Here is a 21900-nt window from a genome sequence, read left to right on the forward strand (position 1 = left end):
CCGCAGCTGTAGAGATACGTTATCGTACAACAACAAAAAAAACACCAGTTTTTATATCGTCCGTTCGTCGAAGATTTACCCGCCCTCGCCCACCTCGCCGGAAAACCGCTACACAAGCGCAAAGCTCAGACTAGAGCAGGCTCCATGATCACGCCAGAAGAAATGGCAGCGCAATCATCATTAGCCATGAGCGGCGTTGACAGGTCAGGAACAGGCTGGTACTAATTTCACCAAGTCATACGACAACCTATGACATTCCAATAAAAACAAACGAGGCCAGGTCATGTCACAGACCTTCACTGCCGCTACATGCTGCCAACCTGCGCATCGCCACATCGATGCCAGCGCTCGCCAGCACAGCACTGCCTGCACTGGCTTCGTCGCCATCTTTGCCCATGCTCTCATCCATTGCAGCGCGGATCGCCTGATGATCCCGGTGCAAGACTGAACCGTACCTTCGCCATTGCGGCCGAGGGCCGCACCAAGTCTGGAGCCCCTGCCAAGATGTACGAAGCCTCCCGCAACAGCACACCTCAGATAGTCGAGATGCAGGTCATCCCGGTCGCCGGCCATGACAGCATGTTGCTCAACCTGTGTGGCGCACACGCCCCCTACTTCACGCGCAATCTGGTGCTGCTCAAGGACAATACCGGGCACATCGGCTGTGGCGAGGTCCCCGGTGGCGAAGGCATCCGTCAGGCACTGGAACGCTGCCGCGAGCTGGTGATCGGGCAATCGGTCGGCCGCTACAACCGCATACTCAATAGTCTGCGCCAGGCCATCGCCGGGCCGGCCAAAGGGCCTCAGACCACCCAGCATCAGGTCACATCCGAATCCGAAGCACGCGTGCTCAAGCAGCCCCACGAAATCAATCTGCGCCTGGACAACGTGATCACCGCGGTCGAGGCTGCCCTGCTCGATCTGCTCGGCCAACATCTGAATGTGCCGGTCTGCGAACTGCTCGGCAGCGGCCAGCAACGTGATCATGTGCCGATGCTCGCCTACCTCTTCTATATCGGTGAGCGCCAGCGTACCGACCTGCCCTACCTCGCCGGCAAAGGCTCGGCGGATGACTGGTATCACCTGCGCCATCAGGCCGCGCTGACACCGCAGGCCGTCGCCCGCCTGGCCGAGGCCGCCCATGCACGCTACGGCTTCAACGACTTCAAGCTCAAGGGCGGGGTGATGCGTGGCGCCGAGGAGATGGACGCGATCCGCGCGATCAAGGCGCGCTTCCCCGATGCACGCGTCACCCTGGACCCCAACGGCGCCTGGTCACTGGATGAAGCCATCGCCCTGTGCCAAGGCCAGAACCATGTGCTGGCCTACGCCGAAGACCCTTGCGGCCCGGAGAACGGCTATTCCGGCCGCGAGATCATGGCCGAGTTCAAGCGTGCCACCGGCATTCCTACCGCCACCAACATGGTCGCCACCGACTGGCGGCAAATGGGCCACTCGCTGCGCCTGGAGGCGGTGGACATTCCGCTGGCCGACCCGCACTTCTGGACCATGCAGGGCGCCGTCCGCCTGGGCCAGGTGTGCGAGGAATTCGGCCTGACCTGGGGCTCGCATTCGAACAACCACTTCGACATTTCCCTGGCCATGTTCACTCATGCCGCCGCGGCCGTGCCTGGCCGCGTCACCGCCATCGACACGCACTGGATCTGGCAGGAACGCGAAGAGCGCCTGACCCGCGAGCCGCTGCATATCATCGGCGGCCAGGTGGAGGTTCCCAACAAGCCCGGCCTCGGTATCGAGCCGGACATGGAGCGGATCATGGCCGCTCACGAGCTTTACAAGAAGGTGGCCAACGGCGCGCGTGACGACGCCATGGCCATGCAGTACCTGGTTCCGGGTTGGCAGTACGACCCGAAACGTCCCAGCCTCGGCCGCGACTGACTCGCGCGGCTTTCATCCCAACCCGGAGTATTCCAATGAAAAAAACATTCCGCGCCTCCCTCCTTTCTGCCCTGGTCGGTATGGGTGCCCTGGCCACTCATTCCGCCACCTTCGCCGATGAGGTCAAATGGCCGACTCGTCCGGTGCAGGTGGTGGTGATCGCCAACCCCGGCGGCGACACCGACTTCAACGCCCGCATGATGGCCAAGTACTTCAACGAGATCACCGGCAAGACCATGGTGGTGACCAACGTCGCTGGCGGCGGTGGCACCCTGGCGGCCGAACAGGTCAAGGGCGCAGCCGCGGATGGCAACACCATCCTCTTCACCCATCCGGGTCAGTTGATCGTCAACGAAGTGGCCGGCCTGACCGAAGACAGCTACGAGACCTTCGATGTCGCCTGCATCGCGGGCGTCGACAAGAGCACCGTATTCGTCGCCTCCAAACAGTCCGGCGTGACCAGCATGCAGGACCTGGTGGACAAGTCGAAAGCCAACCCCGGCAGCATCACCTATGGCACCGAGATGGGCAGTTTCTCGCACATCCAGGGCCTGATGCTGGAGAAACTCACCGGCGCCAAACTGAAGATGGTTGACGGGGGCACCGTATCCGACCGCGTGGTCGGCATGCTCGGCGGTCGTCTGGACATGGGCGCCATCACCTATGGTTCCGTACAGGACTATGTGCAGGGCGGGCAGATGGTCGCGCTGGGCCAGCCCAACGACGAACGCAACGCCATGCTCGGCGAGGTCCCGACCCTCAAGGAGCAAGGCCTGGACATCACCATGGATAAGCCCTACGTAGTGGCCTTCCCGAAAGGCACCGACCCGGCGATCGTGAAGAAGATGTCTGACATCATGAAGCAGATCACCGAGCAACCTGCTTACGCCGAAGACCTGAAGAAATTCAAGCAACCGGTCGCTTTCTACGGCACCGAAGAGGCCAAGCAGATTCTGGCCAAGACCCGCGAAGACTTCATGCAGTTCAAGGATGAACTGCGCAAGGCCAAGTAAGCCACAACGCAGCGCCGGCCCGATCGATTCGGACCGGCGCAGCACCTCAGAACATCGAGGTACACGATGAACACCCTGAACAAGAAAGAACTGATCATCGGCCTTGCCATGCTCGGCGCCAGCCTTGCCTATCTGGTACTGGCACAACAGCTGCCCGGGCATGATGGCGTCGATGCGGCCACCGTGCCCAAGCTGCTGGCCGGGCTACTGTCGCTGCTGGGCGTGATGCAACTGATCAGCGCCTTTGCCAAACCCAAGGCTGCCGCCGAATCCGCAAGCCCGGTGCCGACAGAAGCTGAAGAGCAACCTGCCGACGTCATAGAACCCAAGACCGTCCTCAAGACCCTCGGCCTGATCCTCGGCTACATGGCTCTGCTCGGCCCTGTGGGCTTCCCGATCATGACCGTGGTTTACCTCTATCTGCAGTTCCTCGTGCTGACGCCGGTAAACCAGAAAGCCAGACACCTGACCTATCTGCTGATCGCCGTCATCTGCTCTGCGCTCATTTTCCTGCTGTTCCGCGAGGCCTTCGACCTGATGCTGCCCGCTGGCCTGCTGAACAACTTCATCTGAGGATCGACCATGCTCGAATTACTGCAGCAAGGCTTCGGTGCCGTCTTTTCACTCAACATCATGATGCTGATGGCCGTCGGCGTGGCCATGGGCATCGTCTTCGGTGCCGTGCCCGGCCTGTCGGCCACCATGGCCGTGGCGCTGTGCCTGCCGCTGACCTTCACCATGGGCCCGCAGGCCGGCCTGTCACTGCTGGTCGCGCTGTTCATCGGCGCCACGTCTGGAGGCCTGATCTCGGCGATCCTGCTGAAGATTCCGGGAACGCCTTCATCGATCGCCACGGTATTCGACGGCGGCCCGCTGATGGAACAGGGTCATGGCGTCAAGGCGCTGGGCGTGGGCATCGTGTTCTCCTTTCTCGGTACCATCTTCAGTATCGTCGCGCTGATGTTCATCGCCCCGCAGCTGGCCAAGGTGGCGTTGAGCTTCGGCCCGCATGAATACTTCGCCATCGCGGTGTTCTCCCTGACCCTGATCGCCACCCTGTCGGCCGGTTCCATGGTCAAGGGCCTGTTCGCCGGTGCGCTGGGTATTGCCGTATCCACCGTCGGCATTGCCCCGGTCGAGGCAGTGCGCCGCTTCACCTTCGGTGTCAGTGAGCTCAACGGCGGTTTCTCCATGCTCACGGTGATGATCGGCATGTTCGCCGTGGCCGAGATCATCAAGCTCGCCGAAACCGGGCGTCATGCCGTGCAGGGCAAGGCCAGGTCGGTGAGCATGAAGAACATCAAGGGCTTCGGCTTCTCGCTGAAAGAATTCCGCGAGCAACTGCCGAACGCCGGTCGCTCCGGCATCATCGGTCTGGGCATTGGCATCCTGCCGGGTATCGGCGCCGGTACCTCCAACCTGGTGTCCTACATTATCGCCAAGAAACGCGCGAAAGACGGTCACACCTATGGCAAGGGCAATATCGGCGGCGTGGTCGCCAGCGAAACGGCCAACAACGCCGGTATCGGCGGCGCCATGATGCCGCTGATGACCCTTGGCATCCCCGGGGACACCGTCACCGCGATCATGCTCGGCGGTTTCCTGATCCACGGCATCCAACCAGGCCCGCTGCTGTTCATCAGCCAGGGCCCGCTGGTGTACACCATCTTCGCCGCGCTGATCGTTGCTACCTGCATGATGCTGTTCATGGAGTTCTACGGCCTGCGCCTGTTCATCAAGCTGCTCGACGTACCCAAGCACATCCTGCTGCCGATCATTCTGGTGCTGTGCGTGGTCGGTGCGTTCGGCCTGTCCAGCCGCCTGTTCGACGTCTGGTCGATCCTGCTGTTCGGTCTGCTCGGATACGCCTTCGTCAAGGCCGGCATGCCAGCGGCGCCATTCATCATCGGCTTCATCCTCGGCCCGATGGCAGAAACCAACCTGCGTCGTGGCCTGATGCTGTCGGACGGCAGCTTCGCCGAGTTTTTCACCAATCCGATTGCCGGCACCTTCCTCGGCTTGGCCCTGGCGTTCGTGCTTTGGCAAGTGTTCAGCGCGCTACGTCCCAAACCCAGCGCGATCAACGAGATCCTGCGTACCTGATCCCCTCCACCATGCCGCCCCCTCTGCCCGGGGGCGGTTCTTTTCTGACTCCCACCTCTGTGCCTCTAGCAGGCTGTTGAAAAACTACCTGCGTTGCCATTGCTGCGTTAAAAACAGGCTCGTGCGCGAGTCCGATCAAAATGCTCATTTACAGCTCGTAAACCCGAATGCGGGCCCAGTGCTTTTTTCGCCTGTTTTTGCGGGCCGCCATCGGTATTGCACTGGCTGCCTCGCCTACGTTTTTCAACGGCCTGCTAGCCCTCTACAACGCCAACTGAAGCGGCTTGAGCAGGATAATGGACGCGCTCATTGATCCAGGTCTAATCTAATCAACCACTAGATTGATACCCGGAATGAATCAATGTTCGACCTGGCCCAACTGCGCTGCTTCACCACCCTGGCCGCCGAGCTGAATTTCCGTCGCGCTGCCGAGCGCCTGAACATGACCCAGCCACCGCTGAGTCGGCAGATCCAGCTGCTCGAACATCAATTGGGCGTGACGCTGTTCACCCGCAGCACTCGCTCGGTTGCCTTGACGGCGGCTGGCCGCGCCTTCTTCGTCGAAGCCCAGGCGCTGCTCGATCAGGCCCACCGTGCCGCGCAAAGCGCCCGACTGGCCGCCATCGGCGAAAGTGGCGCACTCACCATTAGCTTCGTCGCCAGCGCGGTGTATGACGTGCTGCCACGCGCGATAACTGCGGCCAAACGTGAGCGCCCTGGCGTCGATATCGCCTTGCTGGAAATGAGCACCTTCGAACAAGTGCAGGCATTGCGCGCACGGCGCGTGGACCTGGCTATCGTACGGGCGCCCTTGCAGCAACCCGGGCTGGTCAGCGAATGCCTGCTGCGCGAACCCTTCGTGCTGGCCGCGCCCGCCGCGCATCCACTGGCGCAGCACGAAAGGCCGACCCTGGAGATGCTCCATGGTCAGCCTTTCATTCTTTACGCGCATACCGCCTGGCAGCCCTTCAACGAGCTGCACACCGGCCTGTTTCGCGCCAGCGGCATCCAGCCTGAATTCGTTCAGGCGCTGGGCTCGACCCTGACCATCCTGTCGCTGGTCAATGCCGGCATGGGGCTGGCACTGGTACCACGTAGCGCCAGCGCCATTCGCTTCGAGCAGGTACGTTTCCGCGAGCTACCGCTACCCAAGGGCGTATGCGGGGAGCTGCATCTGGTCTGGCGCGACGACAACGACAACCCGGCCTTGCCATCATTGATCGCTGCCGTGCGTCAGGCCGCTCGCGACATCTATCCGCAGAACTGACGCTTCAAGCGCGTTTGACAACCTCCGCCTGCTGCACCGTCCAACCGGCCACCTGCTCGCTCAGGCTAATACCCAGGCCCGGACGAGTCGGCACCAACATGCGCCCGTCGCGAATCTCCAGGCGCTCGTTGAACAGCGGCTCCAGCCATTCGAAGTGCTCGACCCAGGGCTCGCGCGTATGGCTAGCGGCCAGGTGCACGTGCAGCTCCATGGCGAAGTGCGGCGCCAGGGTCATGCCGGCCTGCTCGGCCAGGGTCTGCACGCGCAGGTACGGGGTGATGCCGCCCACGCGCGGCGCATCGGGCATGAGGAAGTCGGCGCCGCGCTGGCGAATGAACTCCCAGTGCTCGGCGGGGCTGGTGAGCATCTCACCGGTGGCGATCGGTGTATCGAACTGGCGCACCAGCTCGGCGTGGCCTTCGGCGTCGTAGCAGTCCAGCGGTTCCTCGATCCAGATCAGATCGAAGGGCTCCAAGCGACGGCACATGCGCCGCGCGGTCGGGCGATCCCATTGCTGGTTGGCGTCGACCATCAGCGGGAAGCTTTCACCCAGGTGCTCACGCACCGTGCTGACACGGTGTATATCCAGCGCCCAGTCAGGCTGGCCGACCTTGAGTTTGATACCGCCAATGCCCTTCTCGCGAGAAATGTCGGTGTTCTTCAACAACTGGTCGAGCGGCGTGTGCAGAAAGCCGCCGGAGGTGTTGTAGCAGCGCACCGAATCACGATGGCTACCGAGCAGACGTGCCAGCGACAGGCCACTGCGACGCGCCTTGAGATCCCACAGGGCAACGTCGAAGGCGCCGATGGCCTGGGTCGCCAGGCCGCTACGGCCCACCGAGGCGCCAGCCCAGCACAGCTTGTCCCAGAGCTTGGCGATATCGCTGGGGTTCTCGCCGATCAGGTTAGGCGCCACTTCCAGGGCATGGGCGAACTGACCGGGGCCACCGGCGCGCTTGGAATAGCTGAAGCCCAGGCCACGGTGACCGTCGCGGGTTTCGATCTCGGCGATCAGGATGGCGATCTCGGTCATCGGCTTCTGCCGGCCTGTGAGCACCTTGGCATCGCTGATCGGGTTGGCCAGCGGCAGCGCTACCGAGCGCAGGCTGAGCCAGGTGATACGGTCATCGTCGGCGCATGGGGTGGCGTTATCGGTCATGACATCTTCCTCGTGATGAAACTCGGCGCCCCAGTTGGGCCGCCGAAAATGGACAACCCGAGTCAGATTAAGATGATTGCGCAATCATTCAAGCATCAGGATTGCCCACCGACGCCAGGCCTGTTCAGGGCCATTTGCCCGACTCGTCTAGACATTTCACAAATCTGCAACATTCACCGTCTACGCTGAATATGTCCCGCTCCGCCTGACCTCCGAGGCATCCCATCATGTTCCTGCAAAAATCCCTGCGCGCGCAGATTCTCGCCCTGCTCGGCGGCAGTCTGGCGCTGATCCTGATCACCGCCTTGGCATGCTTCAGCGTCCTCTCCAGCGGCATTCAGTCCTACCGTGGCCTGCTCGATGGGCCGCTGGAGTCTTCGCGACTGATCGACGCGGCCAACGTCGAATTCAAGATCCAGGTGCAGGAATGGAAGAACGTCCTGCTGCGCGGCCAGGACAACGCCAACCTGCAACGCTACTGGAGCCAGTTCGAAGCGCAGGAGCGCAAGGTGCAGGACATTCTCGGCCAGTTGACCCAGGTCGCCGCTGCCGACCCGGCGTTGAAAACGCAGGTCGAACGCCTGCGTAGCGAACATCAGGCGCTCGGCGGCAATTACCGCAAGGGCCGCGACGCCTTCGTGGCCGCCGGTGCCGATGCCAGGGCCGGCGATGAAGCCGTCAAAGGCATCGACCGCGCCGCCAGTGAGCAGATGACTGCACTGGTCGAGCAGTTGCGCCAGAACAGCCTGAGCCAGGCCGAGCAGATCAACGCTAATGCCGCGCGCACCATTCTCAGCGGCACCATCGTGATGCTGGCCGCCGCCCTGGTCATCGCCGTATTCAGCCTGTGGCTGGTCAATCGCAATCTGATCATCCCCATCCGCCACCTGATCGGCCATGTCGACCAGCTCAGCCAGGGGCGCTTCGGCCAGCGCGTGGAAAGCACGCGGCAGGATGAGCTGGGCCTGCTGGCGCGTGCCGCGAACACCCTGCGCGACTTTCTCGCCAGCACCAGCGATCGCCTGCACCAGAGCACGCAGAACCTCGACAACGCCAGCAGCGAGCTGAACGCCATCGCCTCACGCATGACCGAGGGCGTCAGCGAGCAGTTCGAGCGTACCGATCAGGTCGCCACTGCCATGCACGAGATGTCCGCCACCGCCCAGGAAGTAGCGCGCCATGCCGCTGACGCCGCGCACGCGGCCAACGATGCCGACGACTCGGCGCGCCAGGGCAGCACGGTGATGCAATCGACCATCGCCACCATCACCGACATTCGCGGCGAGATCGCCAACACCGCCGAGGTGATCCGTCGTCTGGAAAGCGACAGCGGGCGTATCGGCAAGGTGCTGGAGGTGATCCGCGGCATCGCCGAGCAGACCAACCTGCTGGCCCTCAACGCCGCCATCGAAGCCGCGCGCGCCGGCGAACAGGGCCGTGGTTTCGCCGTGGTCGCCGACGAGGTGCGCACCCTGGCCCAGCGTACCGCCGAGTCCACTGCCGAGATCAACCAGATCATCGACACCGTGCAGAACGGCGCACTGAATGCCGTGCGCGCCATCGAGAGCGGCCAGCAGCGCAGCGAACAGGGCGTGACCCAGGTCACCGAGGCCGGCGCCATGCTGCAGCGCATCACCGAGGCGGTGGAGGCCATCCGCGACATGAACCAGCAGATCGCCACCGCCGCCGAAGAGCAGACCTCGGTGGCCGAGGACATCTCGCGCAACCTCACCGAGCTGACCGCCATCGCCAGTGCCAACCAGGACAACGTCGAGCGCACGCAGAAGGCCAGCCGCAACCTGCATGACATGTCCGGGCAACTGGGCGAAGTGACTCGCCGTCTGGGCTCCTGAGCCAATCTGCGAACCGGCGTGGCACGCAGCGCGCGGTTCGCCCCGGCGCCGACAGCCTGCGCAGCAGAATGGACGCCGTAATGCAGGCTGCGGCCCTCCCGCTCGCTGGCGGGGAAAGTACACAGGGCGGACAAGCATTCGACATGTCCGCCCCCACTGAGAACAGGCAAACGACAAAAGGTCGCAATTAACCCTTGCTATTTATGTAATAGGAATTATTCTCAGTTACGTAATGACGGCCAAGGAGACCTGCCATGACCTACCTGATCGATGCCTGGCTGGACCGCCCGCATCCCTACCTGCGCATCCTCAACCGCGAAACCGGGGAAGTCTGCGCCATGCTGGAAGAAGAAGCGCTGGACGAGCTGCGCGACCAGGGCGACCTGGACCTGCACGAGCTCAGCTCCAGCGAGCCCATCGTGCTCAAAGAGCTGGTGCGCAGCCTGTTTCTGTACTGCTACGCACGGGCCCTGCGCCCATCCTGAAAGACAAAACGGGGCACCCTGTCAGCAGGGTGCCCCGTTTCGTTGGATCAGGCTGCCATGTAGGGTGCGCTGTGCGCACCGAAGCGACAGCTTGCGTCCCAAGACTTACAGAATATCCAGCAGCTCTACATCGAATACCAGCACACTGTGCGGCGGGATGCTGCCGACACCCTGGGCGCCGTAGGCCAGCTCGCTCGGCACGTGCAGGCGCCATTTGCTACCGGTGCCCATCAGTTGCAGCGCCTCGACCCAACCCGGAATCACACCACCAACCGGGAATTCAGCCGGCTGGCCACGCTCGTAGGAGCTGTCGAACACGGTGCCGTCGATCAGCGTGCCGTGGTAGTGGGTACGCACCTGATCCTCGGCGGACGGCTTGGCGCCCTCGCCAGCGACCAGCACTTCGTACTGCAGGCCGGAGGCCAATACGGTCACGCCTTCGCGCTTGGCGTTTTCGGCCAGGTAGGCACGACCTTCGCCAGCAGCGGCTTCGGCCTTGGCGGCCGCTTCAGCCTGCATGATTTCGCGGATGACCTTGAAGCTGGCGCCGAGCTCGGCCTCGGAAACACGACTGGCCTGGCCGCTGAACGCGTCGGTCAGACCGGCGAGGATGGCAGTCAGGTCAACGCCGGGCGGCGGGTTGTCGCGCAACTGACCACCGAGTTGACGACCGATGCCATAGCTGACGCGACCTTCATCGGAGGACAGATCGGGGCTGAAGTTGAGTTCGGACATGAAAGGCTCCGCTTGGGGCTATGAAAAAGGCCGGCCAGACTAGCACAGATACAGAGCTCGGCGTTGCTCGCCGCGGGTACCTAGGATGTTCCCGGCTTACGCCCACGTCGGCAGCGCTCGGAGCAGTAACGCACCTCCTCCCAGCAGCGCGCCCACTTCTTGCGCCAGCTGAACGGTAGCCCGCAGACCGCACAGGTCTTCACCGGCAGCTCGCTCTTCTTCACAGCATTTCTCCGGCGTCGAGTTTCGCCAACAGGTGCTCGCCCCAGTCCCACAGCGCCTGCTGCTTGGCCTCGGTCATGCGCGCCAGGTTGCGGTAGACCATGCCGATACGCGGGTTACGCTCCAGCGGCTCGCGATGGCGCATGAGGAAATGCCAGTACAGGGCGTTGAACGGGCAGGCCGACTCGCCAGTGCTCTCGCTCACCTTGTAGCTGCAGCCTTGGCAATGGTTGGACATGCGCTTGATGTACTGGCCGCTGGCGCAATAGGGCTTGGAGCCGAGGTAGCCACCGTCGGCATGCATCACCATGCCCAGGGTGTTGGGCAGTTCCACCCAGTCGAAGGCGTCCATGTACACGGCCAGGTACCAGTCGCAGATGGCCTTGGGCGCGATCCCTGCGAGCAAGGCGAAGTTGCCGGTGACCATCAAGCGCTGGATATGGTGGGCGTAGGCATGTTCCAGGGTCTGGCCGATGGCCTGACGCATGCAGTTCATCCGTGTCTTGCCGGTCCAGTAGAACTCCGGCAGCGCACGTGAATTACCGAAACGGTTGCCCTCGGCGTACTCCGGCATGCGCAGCCAGTAGATGCCGCGCACGTACTCGCGCCAGCCGATCAGTTGGCGGATGAAACCTTCGGCGGCGTTCAGCGGCACGTCGCCAGCGCGATAGGCCGCTTCGACCCCGGCGCAGAGCCGCCGCAGATCGAGCAGGCCGATATTCAGTGCGGCGCTGATGCGCGAGTGAAAGAGAAAGGGTTCGCCATCGGCCATGGCGTCCTGATAGTCGCCGAAGTCGGCCAGACCATTGTCGAGGAAATGCTGCCAGAGGCGCTCGGCCTGCTCAGCCGTTACCGGGTAATCGAAACCTTCCAGGCTGCCGTAATGACTCGTGAAACGCTGCCCGACCAACGCCAGTACGTCACGCGTGATGGCGTCAGGCTCGACGCGCAGTGGCGCGGGTGGGCGCATGCCTTTTGGCAAGGCTTTGCGGTTGTCGGCGTCGAAGTTCCAGGCACCGCCCTCCGGTGTGCCGTCGGGGTTGAGCAACAGCCTGCTGTCGCGGCGCATCTCGCGGTAGAAGAACTCCATGCGCAGCTGCTTGCGCCCCTTGGCCCAGGCAGCGAACGCATCGCGGCTGCAGAGAAAGCGGCTGTCCTGATGCCAGTGAATCGGCACGCCGCAATGACGTAGCGCCTGCTCCAGGCGCCAGTCGCCGCACTCGGTAAGATGCACCTCGGTCGGATCGAGCCGCTGCGTCCAGCGCAGCAACTCGCCAGGCAGCGAACCACTGTTGTCCGGATCATCCAGTGCCACGTAGTGCACCTTGATGCCCCGCTCGCGCAACGCCTCGGCAAAATGGCGCATGGCGCTGAAGATCAACGCGATCTTCTTCGGGTGGTGCGGCACATGGCTGGCCTCCTCCATCACCTCGGCCAGCAGCACGTGATCATGGTCCGGGTCGACGTCCTCCAACGCACCAAGACCGTGGGTGAGCTGGTCACCCAGAATGAGAATCAGACGACGAACACTCACAGCAGCACGATCTCCATGTTCGGGTGGCGGCGCAGGTGGCTGAGCAGAATGTGATAGGTGTCGAGGTTGAAGCCGCCACGGCGCTTGGCCAGTAATGGCTCGACCCGCTCGAAACGATCTACCGTGCCAAGGTGGCGCCATTGATCGAGCACGTGCCACTGGGTCAGGCCGTGCTGCTCGTCGCGCTCGACCAGCGCGACCGGCCCGCTCCATGGCCAGGCTTGGGTTCGCAGGTGCTCGACGCTGGCGAGCAACCGCGTATCGTGCATCTGGCGCGACTCCTCGCCACAGCAGGCGCCAGCACAGCGCCCAAGCTGATAGGCGAAGCAGGCACCATCGCCCTCCTCCAGACCGAGGACACGCAGGCACAGGTGTCGTTGCCGCGCCTGCTCAAGCAGCCACTGGCGCGCGTGATGGCGCGAGCGGAACAACCCGGCCTGCCTGAGCCCTGGCGTCAAAGCCTGGTGCTGGAGCAGTTCGATGCGCAGATCGCCAGGCTCGCCCGCCAGCGCCCAGGTCAACAGCTCGCGCTGCTTGCGCAGACGACGGTTGTACAGGGGTTGCAGACGCTTGATCTCGGCAGACTCGAACAGCAGAGCCCCCAGCTCACCGGCCGTGATAGCCACCTGCACATCACGGATCTGCTGCACCATCTGCAGGCTGCGGCGGTCGCGGTGATCGTTCTGAAAGTGCGACATCACCCGGCGGCGCAGATTGCGGCTCTTGCCCACATACAGTTGCGCACCACCGTCGCCCAGGAAGTAATAAACACCCGGACGTTCCGGCAACTGGGCGAAACGCTCCGCGGCCAGCAACGGAGGCCGCGCTGCGCTTCGCAACTGATGCCCCAGCGCCGCCGGAGCGACCTGCTGCAGTAAATGCCGAGCCAGTGCCAGAACGGCCTCCGCATCCGGCACGGCGCGATCACGGAAGAAACGCGTGATGCCAAAATGCGCACATAGCGCATCGAAGCCGGCGCTGGCCAGTTCCGGCAGCGCCGCTCTGGCCAGGCGCTGGGTGCAGAGCTGTTGCGGACGCTGCGCGTTCCAGTCAGGCAGCACGCGACGCAAGAACGCCAGACTGAATCGAAGATTGTGGCCCACCAGTATGCGGCCGCGAATGGCAGCGGCTATCGCTTGCGCCTCGCTCTCGATACGCGGCTGGCCGCGTAATTCCAGTGGATGCAGACCACTCAGGCTGAGCAACTGCGAGGGCAGCGCGACACCAGGCTCGAACAGCCAGTGCAAGCGCTCTGCGACACAACCCTCAGCATCGACCTGGATGATCGCCAGCTCCCAGATGGCATCACGTGCCGGGTGGGCTCCGGTGGTCTTCACCTCCACGACTGCCAGGGCCCTGCCCTGCAACGTGGCGGCCGGTGCGAAGGCAGCCGTCACCAGCCAGAACGGAAGGCGATGGGCACGCGCAGGCTGTTGTCAGCCGATGGCATGCCGCACATCTCGTCATGGACCGAGCTGTGCACCAGGAAGAATGGCAGCGCCGGCATTTCCTGCAGCACGTCACGCGCATGTTCTATCGAACGCAGGTTAAGCGTACTGCCCTGGTCGGTAAGAATCGGGTGGGCGCGTCCTTCCATCCGCGCCTCGAGCAGATAAATGCCACCCTCCAGGGAGATCAGATTGAGTTCATCAACGCGCCCGGCTTGAGCGTGAGCGGACAGATCATGCAGATTCATCGGGCTTACCTCCTGCCCTTAACTATACAAGAACTTATACAAAATTCATTTTTGTACAATAAAGAAAAAGCTCAAGCCCAAAAAGCAAAACGCCCGTCACGTTCGGACGGGCGGTTGTGAAGCGGTCTCGGGTCAGTCGTGCTTGGTGACCTTGTCCAGATAGCCCATGGCGAAGGCCGAGCCAACGAACGTCAGGTGAATGATCACGTACCATTTCAGGTACTCCAGATCGTAGTTCTTCGCATCCATGAACACCTTGAGCAGGTGGATGGACGAAATCGCCACGATGGACGCCGCCACTTTCATCTTCAGCGAACTGGAATCCATCTTGCCAAGCCAGCTGAGCTTCTCGGTGCCTTCGTGAATATCCAGACGCGAAACGAAGTTCTCGTAGCCGGACAGCATCACCATCACCAGCAGCCCGCCGACCAGGGCCATGTCGATCAGCGACAGGAGCTTCAGGATCACGTCGGCTTCGGCCAGGGAAAAGATCTGCGGCAGGATGTGGTAAAGCTCCTGGAAGAACTTGACCGACAATGCCAGCACGGCGAGAGAAAGACCGAAGTAGATCGGCGCCAGCAACCAGCGCGATGCGTACATGGTGTTTTCGATGAAGCGTTCCATGGAGAACTCACTGAGGGAGGGAAAATCGCGGCGAGTATACCCATCGCCCAGCATCAGCAGAAGATGCCCGCCCCACTGTGGATAACCACAGCCCTGCAGTCTCGCTCAGTTGGCCCTGGCGCGCCTTGCTTCAGGCGTTTCAGCTCTGCCCGTCAGTCTCGGGCCGCCGCTGAAATGCACCGCCATGGCTGTGGCGTTCGCCGTTGACACGACGCAACTCGGCCTGCAGATGCAGACACCAGATCGGCGGTTCGCAGCATTCTACGTAGCCTTGCAGGGCCAGGCTCTCGGCAATCGCCGTAAGTGCCCCTTCAGCGACAGAAGGCCCATAGAACGGGCCCTGAGCCTTGATAGCCGAAGGCTGTGCTCCCGACATACCGGCAGCGCAAAGCAGTGTCCAACGTCCGTTGTCTCCTGCCAGCGGCTTGATCACGCACTCGATGCGGGTGACCAGGCCCAGGCATTGACGGGTGAGGCAGAGGCTGCGCGACATGGCGGCGACCCTCGCGGAATCCAGGCTCCAGCCTACACCCCGAGTGGTCGCACTGTGAAGGCCAAAGTTATCCACGCAATCTGTGGATAACTCTGTGCATGAGGCGTGAGCAAGAATGCCTGCGCGCTTTGTCCCGGGCAATCCGGGACAATCGTGCAAGATATGATCAGCTCGCCGCGCCCTCACCCTCGCCTTTCTTGCGCCGTGGTGCCTTGGCCGGTTTCGCCGCTGCCGCTTCGGCTTTCGCCTTGTCGGCGTCGGCCGGTTTGGGCTCTTCTTCCAGCCCGATCTCGGCGATATCGCGCAAACGCTCGACCACACGGGCGTTGACGCTGCCTTTGGGGAAGCGACCCTTTTCGTCCGGGTGCCCGGCCGCCTCGCCGACCAGCAAGCTCAACGCTTCGTCGACATGGCGCACGGCATAGACGTTGAACTGGCCGGCACGCACCGCATGCAATACGCGGTCATCGAGCATCAGGTTGGCGACGTTGGAGTGCGGGATGATCACCCCCTGCTCACCAGTCAGGCCGCGCGCCTCGCACAGGCGGAAGAAGCCTTCGATCTTCTCGTTGACGCCGCCGACCGCCTGCACCTCGCCGAACTGGTTGATCGACCCGGTGATGGCGAAGCACTGCTTGAGCGGCGTGCGCGACAACGCCGAGATCAGCGTGCACACCTCGCCGAGCGAGGCGCTATCGCCATCAACGTAACCGTAGGACTGTTCCAGGGCGATACTGGCGGAAATCTCCAGCGGGAATTCCTGGGCGTAGCGGCTGCCGAGAAAGCCGGTGAGGATCATCACCCCCTTGGAGTGGATCGGCTGGCCAAGGCTGACTTCACGCTCGATGTCGACGATGCCGCTGCCGCCCGGATAGACGGTGGCGGAAATCCGCGCCGGTACACCGAAGGCCGAGTCACCGACCTCCAGCACGGTCAGACCGTTGCACTTGCCGACAGCGGCACCGCAGGTGTCGATAAGGATGATGCCGGCCAGCATGTCGTCGATGATCCGCGCCGACACGCGTCCGGTACGCGTGGCCTTGGCCTTGAGCGCGCGCTCGATATGGCCGACGTCGGTGATGCTTTCCCCGGCAAGCTGGCGAATGAAGTCGGCCTCGCTGACCAGCTGGAACAGGTCACCAATGCGCGCTGACAGGCGTCCCTGGTGCTCGGCCAGACGCGCGCTGTGAGTGGCCAGGCGCGCCACCGCGGCGCCGGTCAAGGGCGCCATGCCCTCTTCCGAGGTACGCGTTTTCATCAGTTGCGCGAATTGCTCAAGACTTTCTTCGGCAAGCGGGATGTCCTCGTCGAAGTCGACCAGTACGCGGAACATTTCCTGGAAGTCCGGATCGGCGTCCTGCAGCGCGTAGTAGAGCTGACGCGAGCCGATGATGATGACTTTCAGCTGCAGCGGAATGACCTGCGGGTTGAGCGTGACTGTCGCGATGCGGCCGAGGTCGCCCAGCGGCGACTCCATCTTCAACTGGCGCGAATGCAGGGCACGCTTGAGCGCTTCCCAGACGAAGGGCTCGCTGAGCAGTTTTTCCGCCTCGACCACCAGGTAGCCACCGTTGGCGCGGTGCAACGCCCCGGGGCGCAGCTGACGATAGCTGGTGTACAGCGCGCCCTGATCGGAGCTGTACTCGATGCGGCCGAACAGGTTGTCGTAAGTCGGGTGCGACTCGAACACCACCGGTGCACCGCCATTGGCGTGGTGACCGACCACCAGGCTCGGACAGTACATTTCCTCCAGCAACTTGCGCAGTTGCGGGTCGGCCTTGTCGACATCCACCAGTTGCTCGACGGCGGTTTTCAGCAGGTTGATCTGCATGGCCTGCAGATAGGCGCAGACGCCGGCGTTTTCCGCGTATTTCTCCGACAATGGCGCCAGCAATGGCTGCAACGCGACGGTGATGGTCTCTTCATTGAGTTGACGCAGCAGGTTGCTCGACTCGCGCTTCCACTGCGGCAGGCTGGCCAGCTCCTCGTTCAAGCGCTCTTCCAGCGCGGCGATATCGGCATGGAAACGCTCGCGCTCGGCCTCCGGCAGCTGAGCGAACTCGGCTTCGTCCAGCGCCTTGCCGTCAGCCATCGGGGTAAAGGCGATATTGGTGCTGTCGCGGTACAGGGCCACGCCCTTCTCCAACGACAGCTTCTCGATCACGTCCAGCGCCTGGTCGTAGCGCTTGTTGAAGCTGCGATCGATGGCGCTTTTCTTCTGCTGGTAGGTCGGCGTTTCGAACACCGCCGGGAAGGTGGCCAGCAGATTGTCGATCAACTGGTTGATATCGGCGATGAAAGCACTCGCGGTGCCGGCTGGCAGCTCCAGCGCGCGCGGCTCGCGCGGCTCGTCGAAATGATTGACGTAGACCCGGTCGGCCGGCGTCTCCATGCGCTTGGCTTCGGCCTTGAGGTAGCGCTGCACGAAGGAAAAACGTCCGGTACCGGGCTCGCCCATGACGAACACGTTGTAGCCGGGGCGCGGCATGGCCACGCCGAACTGCAGGGCCTCGACCGCGCGGGCCTGGCCCAGTACGCCGCGGAAGGGTTCGAGATCATCGGTACTGCTGAAGTTGAACTGCTCGGGGGCGAAGGGGCGGGTCAGTGAGTCGGGGGCAAGGCGCAAAGCATCGAGGCTACGCTTGGACATTGGCGATCCTTATAGCGGGCGGAAGTTTCCGCAAAACATGGGGTGATTCTGGGCCTGTGGCGCGAAAGGGATCAAGGCTTGATTCATGGCAATACGCTAAATCGGGTCTGCGATAAGCTTTCATGCATTCCTCTACAAGGCCTGCGGCCGCGACGGGTAGCACCACAATCGGGAGCCTTGCCTATGAGTGCCTTTCAGGAAATCGCCGCCCTGCTCAGCCTGTCTGCCCTGCTGGGCATGCTCGCCGTACGGCTGCGCCAGCCACTGATCATCGCCTACATCCTGGTCGGTATCATCGCCGGCCCAGCCGCGATGAATCTGGCCGGTGATCACAGCTCGATCAGCCTGCTGTCGGAAATCGGCATCACGGTGCTGTTGTTCGTCGTCGGCCTCAAGCTGGACATGCACCTGGTGCGCACCCTGGGCGCCGTCGCCCTGGCCACCGGCCTGGGGCAACTGAGCTTCACCATCATCGCCGGCCTGGTCCTGTGCCGCCTGCTCGGCCTGGACTGGGTCAGCGCCGGTTACGTGGCCGTGGCGCTGACATTCTCCAGCACCATCATCATCGTCAAGCTGCTGTCGGACAAAGGCGAGATCGACTCGCTGCACGGGCGTATCGCCATGGGTTTTCTCATCGTGCAGGACATCGCCGTGGTGCTGGCCATGCTGGTCATCAGCCTGTATCAACCGGCCGGCAGCGAAAAGATTGGCTTGCCGCCACCGGCCTTGCTCGGCACGCTGCTGGCCAGCCTTGTGCTGCTCTACCTGTTGGTGCGCTTCGCCCTGCCGCGCCTGCTGGCGCCCATGGCCCGCTCGCCGGAATTGCTGATGCTGGTGGCGATCGCCTGGGGTACGCTGCTGGCCGGCGGCGCCGAGGCACTGGGGCTGTCCAAGGAACTGGGCGCATTCATCGCCGGCTTCTGCCTGGCGTCGACGCCACTGCGTGAAGCCATCGCCAGCCGCCTGACCAGTCTGCGTGATTTCCTTCTGCTGTTCTTCTTCCTGCACCTGGGCATTCAGCTGGACTTCTCCTACCTGCACCAGCAGATCGGCAGCGCTATGCTGCTGTCGCTATTCGTGCTGATCGGCAACCCGTTGATCGTCATGGCCATCATGGGCGCGATGGGCTATCGCAAGCGCACCGGCTTCATGGCCGGGCTGACCGTGGCGCAGATCAGCGAGTTCTCCATCATCTTCGTCGCCATGGGCATCAGCCTCGGCCATGTAGGCAGCGCGGCACTGGGGTTGACCACCCTGGTGGGGATCATCACCATCACGCTGTCCACCTACATGATTCTTTACTCGCAGCCGCTGTTCGAGCGCCTGTCGCCCTGGCTCGGGATATTCGAGCGGCGCGTCGCCCACCGCGAAAACGCCCAAGACAATGCCCCGGACCAGACCCAGGTCGAGGTCATCGTCTACGGACTGGGTCGCTACGGCCGCCAACTGGCGCATCGTCTGCAGGACGGTGGCTTACGCGTGCTGGGCGTGGACTTCGACCCGCAGGCGCTGGCCAGCGCCCGCCGAGCAGGCCTGGCGGTGTGCTATGGCGATGCCGAAGACGCCGACTTCATCGCCCATCTACCCTTGCAACAGGCGCGGGCGCTGGTCAGCACCATCCCGCAGCGCGAGGTCAATGCGCTGCTATTGCGCGCTGCACGAAGCGCCGGCTTCCGCGGCAGCGTGACCCTCAGCGCCTTCCGCGAAGGCGATCTGGAAGCCTTTACACGCGCCGGCGCCGCCAGCGTCCTGCAGCCCTATATCGATGCCGCCGACTCAGCCGCCCGGCGCCTGCTGCAAGAAGTGGAGCAACCGCTCAGTTGAACTGCGCACAGCCCAGGCAGTATTCGGCAACCGGCAGGGCTGCCAGGCGCGCCGCTTCGATCGGCTCGCCACAACACAGACACTCGCCATAACGCCCTTCGGCCAGGCGCTGCTGCGCCTGGCGCACCAGCAGCAAGCCATGTTCGGCCTCGGCCAGCAGGGCTTCGAGCACTTCGTCGTTCTGCCGCTGCTGCGCCTGCTCGGCGAAATCCGCCGAATGGCTGCGCCCCAGATCGCGGCGAATCGCCTCGGCTCGGGTGGTGTAGTCATGCAGCAGAGCGTCCAGCACATCACGGTGAGCCATGAGCAATCTCCTAGCGTTGAAGAACGCTCAGTGTGATACCCCGCGCGAAAACCGTGACTGACGCCGGTCAGCACTTGCGCGAAATGTCTTGTTCGACTGCCTTGACACCAATCGACAGCCTGGCCAAAGCTCGGCCATCGCCATGACCAGAAGAACAGCGATCTTGAAACGGATATTCGCCGTCCTTGCCCTGAGCCTCAGTCTTCCCCTGCATGCCGCCACGCTCGCACAACTGGCCAACGACCCCTACTGGATCGCCCTCGGCCACTACGAGACCGGCAAGTTCGGCGGCTGGCGCAGCTATGTCGATGACGACGATTTCTTTCTCGCAGAAGATGGCGACAGCAACCCTGTGGCCGAACTGCAGGCGACCCTGAAGGCCTTGTACCACCCCGTTGAACAGGGCGACCGCCACCCGCAATGCGTTTACCCAGCGCGTACCCGTTGGCTCAAGGCGCAGCTGCAGCTCGATGACCTGCCCAGCCCCGACTGCGCCGAATACCGAAACTGGTTCGCCGACGTCAATCCGCACAGTACGGTGCTGGTGTTCCCGGCGGCCTACCTGAACAGCCCCTCGTCGATGTTCGGCCATACCCTGCTGCGCATCGACCAGCCCGATATAGACAGCCACAACACCGCGCTGCTGAGCTACGCGCTGAATTTCGGCGCCTTCATCGAAGGTGACGACAACAGCATTCTCTATGCCTGGCGTGGCCTGATGGGCGGCTACCCCGGCCTGTTCGCCCTGGTGCCTTACCGCGAGAAGCTCAGCGAGTACAACCGCCTGGAAAACCGCGACCTGTGGGAATATCGGCTGAACCTCACGCCGGAAGAAACCGCGCGCATGGTCGAGCATGTCTGGGAGCTCAAGCAGATCCGCTTCGACTACTTCTTCTTCGACGAGAACTGCTCCTACCGCCTGCTGGAGCTGCTGGAAATCGCCCGCCCCGGCATCGAGCTGACCGAATACTTCCCGCTGACTGCCATCCCCACCGACACCGTGCGCGCGGTCAAGGATGCCGGGCTGATCGAACGAATCGACTATCGCCCCTCGCGCGAGCGCGAACTGCTGGCGCGCGCCGAACCACTCGATAGCGACGAACAGGCGTGGGTCCTGCGCCTCAGCCAAGACCCGACGCTGCTTGATGACAGTGACTTTCTCACCCAGCCAGCAGAACGCCGCGCGCTGATCCAGGACGCTGCCTTCCGCCTGGTGCGCTACCACGCCAACGATGAAGAACGCAGCAGCAACGCCCAGCGCAGCTTCCAGTTGCTCGGCGCGATCAATCGCAACCCGCCGCCTCCCCTGGAAGTCGAGCGCCCGCCACTGTCCGAGGAAGGTCACGAGTCGCGCACCTGGCAACTGGCCGGCGGCAGCCGCGACGATCGTGCCTTCGCCGAGTACGGCCTGCGCATGGCCTACCACGACCTCAACGACAACCTCGATGGCTTCCCCCTCGGCGCACAGATCGAGATCCTCCAGCTCAAGCTGCGCCAGTACGAGAACAACCACTGGCAACTGCAACGCCTGGACCTGGCCAACATCCGCTCGCTGACTCCGCGCAATGCCCTGCTGCAGCCGCTGTCCTGGCAGGTTGGCGGCGGCCTGGAGCGGGTGCTCGGCAAAGATGGCGACACCCAGTTGGTCGGCCATATCAGCGGCGGCGCCGGTGCCACCTGGCAGTTGCACGATGACCTGCTCGGCTTCACCCTCGGCACCGCGCGCCTGGAATACAACGAGGATTTCGCTGCCGTGATCGCCCCGGCGCTGGGCTTCAACAGCGGGCTGCTGTGGCGCAACCCGTTGGGTAACCTGGCATTGGAGGCAGCCGGCGACTACTTCCACAACGGCGAAGTGCGCCGACGTCTGTCGCTCAACCAGCAGTGGGAAGTCTCACGCAACCTCGGCCTGCGCCTGATCGCCCAGCGCGAGTTCAGCCAACTGGCCAGCCCGGTCAACGAAGTGAAGCTGGAGCTGCGCTGGTATCACTATTGATCGAACCAACGCAGTGACGACAGGCTTCTATACTGAAATTCCC

General features: G+C 63.1%; 20 protein-coding genes. 10 read left to right on the forward strand and 10 right to left on the reverse strand.

Annotated elements, in window-relative coordinates; all coding sequences use genetic code 11:
- Nucleotides 1-283 precede the first annotated feature (283 nt).
- The 6 genes from BM186_RS26540 (at nucleotide 284) to BM186_RS02010 (ending at nucleotide 6282) form a co-directional block, all read left to right on the forward strand.
- A complete protein-coding gene (locus BM186_RS26540) occupies nucleotides 284-448 on the forward strand; it encodes a hypothetical protein (protein ID WP_162843926.1) in 165 nt (54 codons plus the stop codon).
- Between the two features lie 56 nt (nucleotides 449-504).
- Complete coding sequence (locus BM186_RS01990) at nucleotides 505-1899, forward strand: enolase C-terminal domain-like protein (RefSeq protein ID WP_074913302.1); 1395 nt, start codon at nucleotides 505-507, stop codon at nucleotides 1897-1899.
- Nucleotides 1900-1934: 35 nt separating this feature from the next.
- Entirely contained in the window at nucleotides 1935-2912 is a 978-nt protein-coding gene (locus BM186_RS01995; protein WP_072422844.1) for a tripartite tricarboxylate transporter substrate binding protein, read from the forward strand.
- 66 nt (nucleotides 2913-2978) lie between these two features.
- On the forward strand, nucleotides 2979-3485 hold the full coding sequence (locus BM186_RS02000) for a tripartite tricarboxylate transporter TctB family protein (protein ID WP_074913304.1): 507 nt from the start codon (nucleotides 2979-2981) through the stop codon (nucleotides 3483-3485).
- A gap of 9 nt (nucleotides 3486-3494) precedes the next feature.
- Nucleotides 3495-5015, forward strand: coding sequence for a tripartite tricarboxylate transporter permease (locus tag BM186_RS02005; RefSeq protein WP_072422847.1), 1521 nt, complete (start codon nucleotides 3495-3497; stop codon nucleotides 5013-5015).
- 361 nt (nucleotides 5016-5376) lie between these two features.
- Entirely contained in the window at nucleotides 5377-6282 is a 906-nt protein-coding gene (locus BM186_RS02010) for a LysR family transcriptional regulator (RefSeq protein WP_074913306.1), read from the forward strand.
- A gap of 4 nt (nucleotides 6283-6286) precedes the next feature.
- Here BM186_RS02010 and BM186_RS02015 read toward each other — a convergent pair whose 3' ends face one another.
- Nucleotides 6287-7441, reverse strand: a complete 1155-nt coding sequence (locus BM186_RS02015) for an L-talarate/galactarate dehydratase (RefSeq protein WP_074913307.1) — start codon at nucleotides 7439-7441, stop codon at nucleotides 6287-6289.
- Nucleotides 7442-7668: 227 nt separating this feature from the next.
- Here BM186_RS02015 and BM186_RS02020 point away from each other — a divergent pair, with 227 nt between their 5' ends.
- Nucleotides 7669-9294 (forward strand): methyl-accepting chemotaxis protein, encoded by a 1626-nt coding sequence (locus tag BM186_RS02020; RefSeq protein WP_074913309.1) that lies wholly within the window; start codon nucleotides 7669-7671, stop codon nucleotides 9292-9294.
- A gap of 254 nt (nucleotides 9295-9548) precedes the next feature.
- A complete protein-coding gene (locus BM186_RS02025) occupies nucleotides 9549-9779 on the forward strand; it encodes a PA4570 family protein (RefSeq protein WP_004423370.1) in 231 nt (76 codons plus the stop codon).
- 105 nt (nucleotides 9780-9884) lie between these two features.
- Here the strand turns inward: BM186_RS02025 and BM186_RS02030 are convergent, their stop codons facing one another.
- From BM186_RS02030 to BM186_RS02065, 8 genes are all read right to left on the reverse strand, one after another.
- A complete protein-coding gene (locus BM186_RS02030; RefSeq protein ID WP_072422851.1) occupies nucleotides 9885-10514 on the reverse strand; it encodes a BamJ family beta-barrel-assembly machinery protein in 630 nt (209 codons plus the stop codon).
- Nucleotides 10515-10594: 80 nt separating this feature from the next.
- Entirely contained in the window at nucleotides 10595-10738 is a 144-nt protein-coding gene (locus BM186_RS02035; protein ID WP_072422852.1) for a DUF2256 domain-containing protein, read from the reverse strand.
- Entirely contained in the window at nucleotides 10735-12270 is a 1536-nt protein-coding gene (locus BM186_RS02040) for a cryptochrome/photolyase family protein (RefSeq protein WP_074913311.1), read from the reverse strand. Before BM186_RS02040 ends, BM186_RS02035 begins: the two co-directional genes overlap by 4 nt.
- A complete protein-coding gene (locus tag BM186_RS02045; RefSeq protein WP_239690017.1) occupies nucleotides 12267-13607 on the reverse strand; it encodes a 3'-5' exonuclease family protein in 1341 nt (446 codons plus the stop codon). Before BM186_RS02045 ends, BM186_RS02040 begins: the two co-directional genes overlap by 4 nt.
- Before the next feature lie 56 nt (nucleotides 13608-13663).
- Complete coding sequence (locus BM186_RS02050) at nucleotides 13664-13966, reverse strand: DUF6482 family protein (protein WP_004423363.1); 303 nt, start codon at nucleotides 13964-13966, stop codon at nucleotides 13664-13666.
- 132 nt (nucleotides 13967-14098) lie between these two features.
- Nucleotides 14099-14590, reverse strand: coding sequence for a TIGR00645 family protein (locus BM186_RS02055; RefSeq protein WP_004423362.1), 492 nt, complete (start codon nucleotides 14588-14590; stop codon nucleotides 14099-14101).
- Between the two features lie 139 nt (nucleotides 14591-14729).
- Nucleotides 14730-15083 (reverse strand): PA4575 family protein, encoded by a 354-nt coding sequence (locus BM186_RS02060; protein WP_072422856.1) that lies wholly within the window; start codon nucleotides 15081-15083, stop codon nucleotides 14730-14732.
- Nucleotides 15084-15249: 166 nt separating this feature from the next.
- Nucleotides 15250-17733, reverse strand: coding sequence for a Lon protease family protein (locus BM186_RS02065; protein ID WP_074913316.1), 2484 nt, complete (start codon nucleotides 17731-17733; stop codon nucleotides 15250-15252).
- 183 nt (nucleotides 17734-17916) lie between these two features.
- Between BM186_RS02065 and BM186_RS02070 the strand changes: the two genes are divergently transcribed.
- Nucleotides 17917-19557 (forward strand): cation:proton antiporter, encoded by a 1641-nt coding sequence (locus BM186_RS02070; RefSeq protein WP_074913317.1) that lies wholly within the window; start codon nucleotides 17917-17919, stop codon nucleotides 19555-19557.
- Here BM186_RS02070 and BM186_RS02075 read toward each other — a convergent pair.
- Nucleotides 19550-19861, reverse strand: coding sequence for a TraR/DksA family transcriptional regulator (locus BM186_RS02075; RefSeq protein ID WP_074913319.1), 312 nt, complete (start codon nucleotides 19859-19861; stop codon nucleotides 19550-19552). The two genes, BM186_RS02070 and BM186_RS02075, sit on opposite strands and share 8 nt — an antisense overlap.
- 142 nt (nucleotides 19862-20003) lie before the next feature.
- Between BM186_RS02075 and BM186_RS02080 the strand changes: the two genes are divergently transcribed.
- A complete protein-coding gene (locus tag BM186_RS02080) occupies nucleotides 20004-21857 on the forward strand; it encodes an Lnb N-terminal periplasmic domain-containing protein (protein WP_093049891.1) in 1854 nt (617 codons plus the stop codon).
- The last annotated feature ends 43 nt before the right edge of the window (nucleotides 21858-21900 follow it).

The organism is Ectopseudomonas toyotomiensis, assembly GCF_900115695.1.
Classification (GTDB): Bacteria; Pseudomonadota; Gammaproteobacteria; order Pseudomonadales; family Pseudomonadaceae; genus Aquipseudomonas; species Aquipseudomonas toyotomiensis.